Origin of the sequence: Methylobacterium nigriterrae (assembly GCF_037106235.1) — a bacterium.
In the GTDB taxonomy this organism is placed as follows: Bacteria; Pseudomonadota; Alphaproteobacteria; order Rhizobiales; family Beijerinckiaceae; genus Methylobacterium; species Methylobacterium nigriterrae.
This window is the reverse complement of the sequence record NZ_JBAWTG010000649.1, coordinates 1-330: the sequence shown is the minus strand read 5'-3', so window position 1 is coordinate 330 and position 330 is coordinate 1. Positions and strand designations below refer to the sequence as shown.

Annotated in this window: 1 pseudogene; it reads left to right on the top strand. The window is 77.0% G+C overall.

The features are described 5' to 3' along the window. Nucleotides 1-186 (top strand): annotated as a pseudogene (locus tag WDW90_RS38595) (hypothetical protein); the annotation flags it as partial. Between the last annotated feature and the right edge of the window lie 144 nt (nt 187-330).

Sequence of the window (330 nt, the reverse complement as noted above, 5' to 3'; positions counted from 1 at the left end):
CGGGCCGGGCTTCGGGCGCTCGAGAGCGCGCGACCGGTCCTCTACGACGTGCACTGGCCGCGCGCCGTGGTTCTGGAAGCGGGCCGCGGCGCCGTGAAGGTCGGTCTTGCCGACGGGCGGATCGCCAGCCTCGATCCCGGCGTCGCGCGGGGCACGCTGCAGCCCTACGACGTGGTGCGGGTGAAGCGCCAGATCAGGGCGTAGAGCAGGGCGTAGCGCTCGGGATCGCGGGGGGGCACCACCATCGGGATCAGCGCCGCCGCGGCCCGCGGCAGCGCGACGGGGGCATCCGACGCCGCGGGCGCCCCGGCGCCGAACAGGCCGGGCGAT